The organism is Bradyrhizobium sp. (assembly GCF_049581145.1).
Lineage (GTDB): Bacteria > Pseudomonadota > Alphaproteobacteria > Rhizobiales > Xanthobacteraceae > Bradyrhizobium.
Genome location: NZ_JBAURI010000733.1, coordinates 1 through 8,875, shown reverse-complemented (window position 1 = coordinate 8,875; position 8,875 = coordinate 1). Strand labels below are relative to the sequence as shown.

Genomic DNA, 8,875 nt, shown 5'->3' with positions numbered 1-8,875 from the left:
CGATACGCATTTTCTCGCCTTCGAGCAGCTCGGCGCCAGCGTGGTGGCGACCGACCGGCTGGTGTTCCGCAGCTCGCAGCTCAGGGGCGCCGACGTCTTCCTCGACGAGCCCAGCGTCACCGCGACGGAAAACGCCCTCGTCGCCGCCGTCGCCGCGCACGGCACGACCTATCTGCGCAACGCTGCCTCCGAGCCGCATGTGCAGGATCTGGCGCATTTTTTGGTTGCGCTCGGCGCGCGCATCGAGGGCGTCGGCACCAACACCATGGTGGTGCACGGGCAGGCGACGCTCGGGCAGGCGAGCTATTCGATCCAGCCCGACCATATCGAGGTCGGCTCGCTGATCGGGCTTGCCGCGGTGACGCGCTCGCCGCTGCGCATCGTGCGCGCAGGCGTCGAGCATCTGCGCTCGATCCGGATGGGGTTCGAACGGCTCGGCATCGTCTGCGAGGTCGCCGGCGACGACCTGATCGTGCCCTCCGACCAGACCCTCAAGATCCAGGATGATTTCGGCGGCCATGTGCCGAAACTCGAGGATCAGCCATGGCCGGCGTTTCCCGCCGATCTGATGTCGATCGCCATCGTCACCGCGACGCAATGCGAAGGCGTCATCCTGATGTTCGAGAAGATGTTCGAATCCCGGATGTTCTTCGTCGACAAGCTGATCTCGATGGGCGCGCGCATCGTGCTGTGCGACCCGCATCGCGCGGTCGTGGCAGGCCCGAGCCGGCTGCGCGGCGCTTCGATGATTTCCCCCGACATCCGCGCCGGCATGGCCATGTTGCTCGCCGCGGTCTGCGCCGAGGGCACCAGCACAATCAACAATGCGGACCAGATCGAGCGCGGCTATGAGCGCATCGAGGAGCGGCTGAATGCGCTAGGGGCAAAGATCACGCGGGTGCCGGAGCGGGGGCGGTAGTCCTCAAAGCCGCCACCCCCTTGCGTTTCGGATGGTCGCAAACAGATTGACGCCGCGATGACGATAGAGCAAGTGCCGCCGAACGTCGATTCCGGCGTATTGCTGCCCGGCGCGCAGTTCGCCGATGCCTTCTCGGTTTTGGTTGCGGATCGCGCGCTCGGCGCAAGACAGGCCGCCGAGAGGATGTTGGCGCGGGGACCGCGCTGGATCGATGCGCTGCTGACGCTGCGCAACCTGATGGTCGCGCCGCTCGGCCTGAAAACGTCGGGCGCTGGCGAGCGCACGCCGGGCGGCCTGATCGGAATCTTTCCGGTGGTGAGCGAAAGCCCCGACCGGCTGGTCGCGGGCTTCAACGACAGGCATCTGGATTTCCGGGTCGTGATCGACGTCGCGGCCTCGGGCGATGGACGACGCGTGACCGCGACGACGCTGGTGCTGACGCACAATCTGCTCGGCCGCGTCTATCTTGCAACGATCCTGCCGTTCCATCGTTTGGTGACCCGGGCCATGCTGCGCCACGCCTTCGTTCGGTCGTAGGCCGCCGGACGCTCAAATGCGCGACCCGCCATGACGCTCTCCGTCGATCAGTTGTTTTCGTTGCGCCGCGCTTTCAACCTCCCGGCTCGGCCGATCTGGCGGATCACGAGCAAGGGCCTGACACACGGCCGCAGCGGCATCCAGCGGCGCGACGCTTCGGCTTTCTCGGCGTTGACCTTACGCCTCCGCCCGCGGCGGCGCCGCCGGTGGCGGCGTGTCGGACCACTCGGCCACGCAACGCTCGAGATCGATCAGATTCTGGCGCATCTGCTCGATCGAGAAGCCCAGCGCGAAAAATCGCTCCGCCGCCTCGCCGGAAAGGCCGCGGGTCAGGCCATCGTTGCGGACGGCTGCAACCTCCGCGGCATAGGTCGCTCCGGCCGCAAAAATCGGCGCGATCTGCGGAGGACTAGCCCCGCTTCGCAACGCTGCCGCCGTGGACCTGAGATAGCCGACGATCGACCCACTGACCTCTGCCATTGGGGCGGCCAGCCGGGCTTGCAAATCGGACGACAGCGGCACCACGCTCGCCCGTCCGATCATCACGACGTCATGACGCAGCCGCAAAATGGTCCGCAGCAGCGGCCCGGTGTCCGGTCCCGACGCCAGATGAGCGGTACGCTCGCGCTCGGCTTCCGCACCGGTCGCGTTCAACCCGACCAGCGCCGCGCCGATGCCATCCTGGATGCGGTGCAGCGCGTCGGTGTCACGTCCGCGCGACAGGCCGGCGAGCAGCTCGGCCAGCGCCGCCGCGATCAGTTCGAGCGTCTGTGCCGCGCTGATGCGCAGCTGGCTGTGCGCCCGAGACGGCAGCACGACAAAGGACACCAGAAGCCCGGTGCAGGCGCCGACGGCGACTTCGAGAACGCGGTCGACAGCCGATGCGAGCGGGCTGGCGTGGCTCATCGCCGGCACCAGGAGCACGATCACCGCCGTCACGGTCGCGGTGTTGAGGCTCGGATTGATCGAGGCGATGAAGGCCAGCGGTGCGACCGCCAGCACTAGCAGCGCCAGCAATTCCGGCTCGCCGGAATGCGGAATCAGGATGGCGATGGCACCGCCGTAGACTGCGCCGCCGATCGTCCCGAACATGTAGTCGCGGGTCGCCTTCAGCGACCGCCCGACGCTCATCTGGGTCACGATGAGCGACGTCAGCACCGCCCAGAGCGGTAACATCAGGTGCAGCGCCATCGAGATGGAAAGCGCGGCGAAGGCCGCCACGGTGACCCGGACTGCCAGAGCCAATTGCGCCTTGCGGGCCCGCAACCGGCCGACCAGTCGTTTTGGGAAAGCCATCATGCGTTCCGGTATGTTGCACGCCGGCCCCGTTGTAAACGACATTGCGTGCAGCTTTGACCAGTCAGGCTTGGCGCGTCTCGCCGGCGGCTTGAAACCCGCCATCCGGCCGCCTACGCTGTGCTTCAAAACGAGGAAACCCCGATGGCCCATGAAACCGCGACGCTGGCGGACTATGTCGCCGAGCTGGAATATGAAGACATACCGCCGGAGGTATTGGATCGCGCCAAGGTGCTGACGCTGGATTTCCTCGGCAGCGCGATCCGGGCCCGGCGCGACGCGGAATCCACGCCTTCGCTGCTGAAGATGCTCGAAGCGCTGGCGCTCGATGGCAAGGGAGCAGCCACCGTGTTCGGCGACAGCAAGACCTGGACACCGGCGGTCGCAGCCCTGCTCAATGGCGCGCTCGGCCATTCGCTGGATTTCGACGACACCCACGCCGACTCCTCGCTGCATCCGAGCGCGCCGGTGGTGCCCGCGGCCTTCGCAATCGGCGAAATGGTCGGGGCAAGCGGCCGAGACGTGCTGACGGCCATCGTCGCCGGCTATGAGGTGTGCTGCCGGCTCGGCAATGCCCTCGATCCGACCTCGCATTATGCGCGCGGTTTCCATCCCACCGCGACCGCGGGAACCTATGGCGCCGCCGCAGCCGCTGCGAAACTGTTCGGACTGTCGCCGGCGCAGATCGTCGCGGCCTTCGGCGTTTCCGGCAGCCAGGCCGCGGGCTCACTGCAGTTCCTGGTCAACGGCGCCTGGAACAAGCGCTACCAGGTTGGCGCTGCCGCCATGAACGGCGTGATCGCCGCCGCGCTGGCGCGCAACGATTTCGTCGGTGCGACCGAATCGATCGAGGGCAAGCATGGGCTGCTCGTCGGCTACAGCGACGACGCGCATCCCGACAAGGCGGTCGCCGGCCTCGGTTCGAGCTATGAGACAATGAAGATCGGCGTCAAACCCTACCCGAGCTGCCGCTACACCCACGCGGCCCTTGACGCGATCATCGCGATGCGGCGCGAGCATAATCTGACGCCGGACCACATCAAGCGGGTCGAGGTCGGGCTGCACCGCAACGGCATCACGCTGACCGGCGATGCCGCTACAAAACGGCATCCGCGCTCGGTGGTCGGCGGACAGTTCTCGATGTTCTTCACCGGCGCGGTGGCGCTCGACCAGGGCCGGTTCGGTTGGGACGACTACGGCCGGCTCGGCGATGCCGCGATCGACGCGCTCGCCGACAAGTTCGACGTGGTGCAGGACGACCGCCTCGAAACCGGCCGCAGCCATCCCTTCGGCGCCAGGGTCTCGATCACCACCGATGACGGCGCGCACGAGCGGCTCTATGCCGATCCGTCCGGCGAGCCCAATTCGTTCCCGGACGCCGCAGCGATGCAGCACAAGTTCCTGGCGCTGGCCCGCCCGGTGCTGAGTGGCGGCGCCGACGAGCTCGCCGACGCCATCCTGTCGCTGGAACGGTTCGACCGGGTCGAGCAGGCGACGCATTTGGGGCGGCAATAGGATCATCGCTTGCGAGTTCTCGTATTCTCTCTGCGGGCGGAAAGGGCCGAAATTCGCAGCGAATTTCGGATGAGGAGACTCTCCGCGACTGAGCTCGTGGAGACTGCTGTTCTCGCCGCTCGCTAATCCTGCCACGCGCTGCGCCTGGTCACCCAGATATCGGCGACATGCCCGAACAGATCGGTCTTGCCATCGATCTCGGCCCCGAGTCGCAGCGCGACCGCTTGCGACGCGGCATTTTCGCGATCGATGCAATGGATGATGCGATCGAGTTCGAAGGTCGCGAACGACCAATTAATCGCGGCCCGCGCGGCCTCCACCGCATAACCGCTGCCGCGGAATTCCTTGGCGATGCCCCAGCCGACTTCAAATCCCGGCCAGCCCGGCGGCAACCATGGGCCGACGCGGCCGACGAACCTGCCGGATGCTTTTTCCTCGACCACGAACATGCCGACCCCGTGCAGCACCCAATGCCCGGCCATGATCGCCGCGTTGCGCCAGCCGTTCATCGTTTCCGTCACGGCTTTGCCGTCCGCCGTGATGAAGCGCGCGGTATCGGGATCGGACAGCATCGCGGTGTTGGGGGCGACATCGGAGCCGCGCCATTGCCGCAGGATCAGCCGCTCGGTTTCGACTCTGGGACCGTTCATTTCAGCCAGCCAAGTGCCCGGCTTGATGGAATACATCATGACGACTGGCTCCCTTTTGTCGAACGTAGCTGCGCTGCGCGGTGCTGGCCCGGCACAGACGTTCGAAAGACGAGTCTTTTCGATTTGCCAATGCCCGACCGTCGACGCCATGCCTGTTACAGGGCTAAGGCACCGGGATTACCGGCACAAGGCTTGTTGTCAGGCCGGCCGAGCCGACCCGCCTGCCGGATATGACGATCTCTTGACAGTCCCTTGTCGTCGACGGCACTCGCCACGGATCGAGCCGGGCTGTTATGCTGGTTTCAAAGAAAATCACTGGAGGCCCTCATGAGCTGGCTCCCTTCCAATGATCCCGTGCTCGGCGATCCGGCCTCCTGCGACGCGCTGGAGCTCGTCATCGTGCCGCGCACCCGCGACCTCGGCGATGGCTTTGCAGTGCGCCGCGCGCTGCCGCACGGCAAGCGGCAGATGGTCGGGCCCTTCATCTTCTTCGATCATTTCGGCCCGGTGCAGTTCGTGTCCGGCAAGGGCATGGACGTACGGCCGCATCCGCATATCGGGCTTGCCACCGTCACCTATTTGTTCGACGGCAGCATCATGCACCGCGACAGCGAGGGCAACATCCAGGAGATTCAGCCCGGCGCGATGAACCTGATGACCGCGGGCCGCGGCATCGCTCATTCCGAGCGCACGCCGGACCTGCAGCGCCAGAGTGGCCAGAAGATGCTGGGTTTGCAGAGCTGGATCGCGCTGCCCGGGGATTCCGAGGAGATTTCGCCATCGTTCCAGCATTATGCCGCCGCCGACCTGCCGATGATCAGAGACAGCGGTTTCAGCGCCCGGGTGATCGCCGGCGCGTCGTTCGGCGTCGCCTCGCCGGTCAAGATGGCGTCGCCGTGGTTCTATACCGAAGTGACCGCGGGGGCCGATGTCAGTGTGCCGCTGGACCCTGATCACGAAGAGCGCGCGATCTATCTCGTCGACGGCGAGGTTGAGATCGCCAATGAGCGCTACCAGGGGCCGTGCCTGCTGGTGTTCCGGCCCGGTGATCGTATCACGGTGCGAACCATCGAGCCGACCCGGATGATGTTTCTGGGCGGCGACGCGCTGGAAGGCCCGCGCCACATCTGGTGGAATTTCGTCTCGTCCAGCAAGGAACGCATCGAACAGGCCAAGCAGGACTGGAAAACCGGTCGTTTCGCACCCGTTCCCCAGGAGCACGAGTTCATTCCGCTGCCGGAATAGGCTAATCCATCTTCATCTCCGACGTCTCGCGCCACCCGCGCGATAGTGTCCTGCTTCGAAAGTTCTCCCGATGACGACGATGCTTGCGAGCGACCTGCCTTTGCCGAAAATCGGACGCGGCAAGGTCCGCGACCTCTACGCCATCGGCGACGACCGCGTGCTGCTTCTGACCACCGATCGCATTTCGGCCTTTGACGTCGTGATGGCCGAGACCATCCCGATGAAGGGCGCGGTGCTGACCCAGATCTCCGCCTACTGGTTCAACGAGCTCGAGGGCGTCGTGCCGCACCACATGATCTCCGCTGACGCCGACGAGATCATCCGCGAGGTGCCGGCGCTGCAAGGCCATCGCGCGGACATCCTCGGGCGGGCCATGCTGTGCCGGCGCACGACCGTGTTTCCGATCGAATGCGTGATCCGCGGCTATCTCTCCGGCTCGGCGTGGAAGGAATATGCCGCGCATGGCACGCTGGCGGGCGAGAGGCTCGCGGAGGGCCTGGTCGAAAGCGCCAAGCTCGAGCCCGCGATCTTCTCGCCCGCGACCAAGGCCGAGACCGGGCATGACGAGAACATCACGATCGCGCGCATGCGCGAGATCGTCGGCGAGGAGACTGCCTATACACTGGAGAGCATGACGCGGGCGATCTATACGCTCGGCGAAAAGCTCAGCCGCGACCAGGGCATCATCATCGCCGACACCAAATTCGAATTCGGCCGCGACCCGGATGGCCGCATCATCCTGATCGACGAGGTGATGACGCCCGACAGCTCGCGGTTCTGGGCGGTCGATGCCTATCGTCCGGGCCAGCCGCAGCCGAGTTTCGACAAGCAGCCGTTGCGCGACCATCTCGATGCCGAGCGCGGCGCCGGCCGCTGGAACGGCGAGGCGCCACCGCCGCCCTTGCCGGCGAGCGTGGTGGAGGCAACCAGCAAGCGCTATCTCGAAGCCTATCGGCGCATCACGGGCAGCGATCTCGTGATTTGAGGAGCCGGTCAATGACGCCGACGGTCCGGGAGATGATGAATTCGGAGATCGATATCATCATCGACTACTTTCTCGGAGCGTCCGCGGAACATCTTGAGATGCTCGGCGTCGATCCCAGCCGTCTGCCTGCGCCGGAAAGCTGGCGCGAGCGGTTCCAGCGTGAGGCCGCCCGGCCGATCGAGCAACGCGCCTGGGTGGTGCTGACCTGGCTGCTGGACGATAGCCCGATCGGCTTTTCGACGTCCGACAAGATCAGGTACGGCGAACAAGCCCACATGCATCTTCACGTGATCGACCCGGAGCGCCGCAATCGGGGGATCGGGGCCGAATGCGTCAAGCGCAGCGCCGAGATCTATTTCGAACGGCTGAAGCTGAAACGGCTGTTCTGCGAACCGAATGCCTTCAATATCGCGCCCAACCGCGCGCTGCAGAAGGCTGGCTTCAAATATCTCAAGACTCATATGACGGTGCCCGGCCCGCTCAACTATCATCAGGCCGTGACGCGCTGGGTGATCGAGCGCTGACGCTCCGGCGGCGTCCGGGTCAAAAACTCAGGAGAGAAGCCATGTCCGAACCTGATTCCGTTGTGGTCGAGCGCGATGGGCCCGTCACCGTCGTCGCCATCAATCGTCCGCATTGCCGCAATGCCGTCGATGGCGCCACCGCGCGCAAGCTCTACGATGCGTTTCTCGCCTTCGACGCTGACGGTGATGCGTCGGTCGCGGTATTCACCGGAACCGGCGGCGCATTCTGCGCGGGCGCCGATCTCAAGGCTGTCGCTGCTGGCGATCCGAACAAGAGGCGCGAGATCGGCGGCCATGATTCGATCGCACCAATGGGACCAAGCCGGCTGCGACTGTCGAAACCCGTGATCGCAGCGGTGGAAGGCTTTGCGGTCGCCGGGGGCATGGAGCTTGCCCTATGGGCCGATATCCGCGTGGTCGCCGAAGACGCCACATTCGGTATCTTCTGCCGCCGCTTCGGCGTGCCGCTGATCGATCTCGGCACCATCCGTCTGCCGCGGCTGATCGGCCACTCGCAGGCGATCGACCTGATCCTGACCGGCCGCCCGGTCGGCGGCGCCGAGGCTCTGCGCATGGGGCTGGCGAACCGGCTGGTACCCAAAGGCGAGACCCGCGCTCAGGCGACTGCGCTGGCGAAGGACATCGCGCGATTCCCGCAGACCTGTCTGCGCGCGGACCGGCTGTCGGCGCTGCGGCAATGGGATCTCTCGGAGGAAGAGGCGATTGCAGCGGAGCTGCTCGGCGGCCTCGAGGTCATCGCGTCCGGCGAGACGCTGTCCGGCGCGGCGCGCTTCGCCTCTGGCTTCGGACGTCATGGTTCATTCGGCGGCAGCACTTGAGGGAGCCGCACGACACACGTCTCCCTCAAAGGGTCACAGGAGTACCTGACCTGGATCAATCCACTTCCCCTGCTGGATAGTAGATTTCGCTGCCGACGAGAACCGAGCTGCGGCGAGGCGTTCCATGCTTCATGGCTGGGAGAACTTCTACATCATGGCGGGTACGGCGGCGGCGACCTTCGCCGGCCTGCTGTTCGTCGTGATCACGCTGAGCGTCAGCCTCTCGTCCACGCCGGCAGCGGGCGGCGTCCACGCTTTCGTGACGCCGGTGCTGGTTCACTTCGGCGGGGTGTTGTTCATGTCACTCATCCTGTTGGCACCGTGGCAGTCCAGGTTGCCGATCGGTCTCATCCTTGGCCTGGAAG

At 65.6% G+C, this 8,875-nt stretch carries 10 protein-coding genes; 8 read left to right on the top strand and 2 right to left on the bottom strand.

The features are described from left to right. Window positions 1-919 (top strand): UDP-N-acetylglucosamine 1-carboxyvinyltransferase (locus WCB02_RS23910; RefSeq protein WP_423962036.1); only part of this gene is annotated, 919 nt, incomplete at its 5' end. Between the two features lie 57 nt (window positions 920-976). Continuing rightward, window positions 977-1,456, top strand: coding sequence for a DUF2867 domain-containing protein (locus WCB02_RS23905; protein ID WP_423962034.1), 480 nt, complete (start codon window positions 977-979; stop codon window positions 1,454-1,456). Window positions 1,457-1,633: 177 nt separating this feature from the next. Here the strand turns inward: WCB02_RS23905 and WCB02_RS23900 are convergent, their stop codons facing one another. Beyond that, window positions 1,634-2,752, bottom strand: a complete 1,119-nt coding sequence (locus WCB02_RS23900) for an FUSC family protein (RefSeq protein ID WP_423962032.1) — start codon at window positions 2,750-2,752, stop codon at window positions 1,634-1,636. Between the two features lie 144 nt (window positions 2,753-2,896). On the opposite strand from WCB02_RS23900, the gene WCB02_RS23895 reads away from it, so the two are divergent. Further along, complete coding sequence (locus WCB02_RS23895; RefSeq protein WP_423962029.1) at window positions 2,897-4,267, top strand: MmgE/PrpD family protein; 1,371 nt, start codon at window positions 2,897-2,899, stop codon at window positions 4,265-4,267. A 122-nt stretch (window positions 4,268-4,389) separates the two neighbouring features. Here WCB02_RS23895 and WCB02_RS23890 read toward each other — a convergent pair whose 3' ends face one another. Next, window positions 4,390-4,956 (bottom strand): GNAT family N-acetyltransferase, encoded by a 567-nt coding sequence (locus tag WCB02_RS23890; protein ID WP_423962027.1) that lies wholly within the window; start codon window positions 4,954-4,956, stop codon window positions 4,390-4,392. A gap of 288 nt (window positions 4,957-5,244) precedes the next feature. On the opposite strand from WCB02_RS23890, the gene WCB02_RS23885 reads away from it, so the two are divergent. From WCB02_RS23885 to WCB02_RS23865, 5 genes are all read left to right on the top strand, one after another. Next, the gene (locus tag WCB02_RS23885; protein WP_423962026.1) at window positions 5,245-6,162 is read left to right on the top strand and encodes a pirin family protein; all 918 of its coding nucleotides are present in this window, start codon (window positions 5,245-5,247) and stop codon (window positions 6,160-6,162) included. Between the two features lie 70 nt (window positions 6,163-6,232). Further along, window positions 6,233-7,147 (top strand): phosphoribosylaminoimidazolesuccinocarboxamide synthase, encoded by a 915-nt coding sequence (locus WCB02_RS23880; protein WP_423962023.1) that lies wholly within the window; start codon window positions 6,233-6,235, stop codon window positions 7,145-7,147. 11 nt (window positions 7,148-7,158) lie between these two features. Further along, the gene (locus tag WCB02_RS23875) at window positions 7,159-7,671 is read left to right on the top strand and encodes a GNAT family N-acetyltransferase (protein ID WP_423962022.1); all 513 of its coding nucleotides are present in this window, start codon (window positions 7,159-7,161) and stop codon (window positions 7,669-7,671) included. Between the two features lie 41 nt (window positions 7,672-7,712). After that, window positions 7,713-8,510, top strand: a complete 798-nt coding sequence (locus tag WCB02_RS23870; protein WP_423962020.1) for a crotonase/enoyl-CoA hydratase family protein — start codon at window positions 7,713-7,715, stop codon at window positions 8,508-8,510. A gap of 124 nt (window positions 8,511-8,634) precedes the next feature. Further along, the coding region (locus tag WCB02_RS23865; protein ID WP_423962019.1) for a hypothetical protein at window positions 8,635-8,875 on the top strand (241 nt) is incomplete at its 3' end.

Coding starts and splice junctions, on each gene's coding strand:
- WCB02_RS23870 (WP_423962020.1), top strand. CDS start 7,713: ATGTCCGAACCTGATTCCGTTGTGGTCGAGCGCGATGGGCCCGTCACC.
- WCB02_RS23885 (WP_423962026.1), top strand. CDS start 5,245: ATGAGCTGGCTCCCTTCCAATGATCCCGTGCTCGGCGATCCGGCCTCC.
- WCB02_RS23890 (WP_423962027.1), bottom strand. CDS start 4,956: ATGATGTATTCCATCAAGCCGGGCACTTGGCTGGCTGAAATGAACGGT.
- WCB02_RS23895 (WP_423962029.1), top strand. CDS start 2,897: ATGGCCCATGAAACCGCGACGCTGGCGGACTATGTCGCCGAGCTGGAA.
- WCB02_RS23880 (WP_423962023.1), top strand. CDS start 6,233: ATGACGACGATGCTTGCGAGCGACCTGCCTTTGCCGAAAATCGGACGC.
- WCB02_RS23905 (WP_423962034.1), top strand. CDS start 977: ATGACGATAGAGCAAGTGCCGCCGAACGTCGATTCCGGCGTATTGCTG.
- WCB02_RS23900 (WP_423962032.1), bottom strand. CDS start 2,752: ATGGCTTTCCCAAAACGACTGGTCGGCCGGTTGCGGGCCCGCAAGGCG.
- WCB02_RS23875 (WP_423962022.1), top strand. CDS start 7,159: ATGACGCCGACGGTCCGGGAGATGATGAATTCGGAGATCGATATCATC.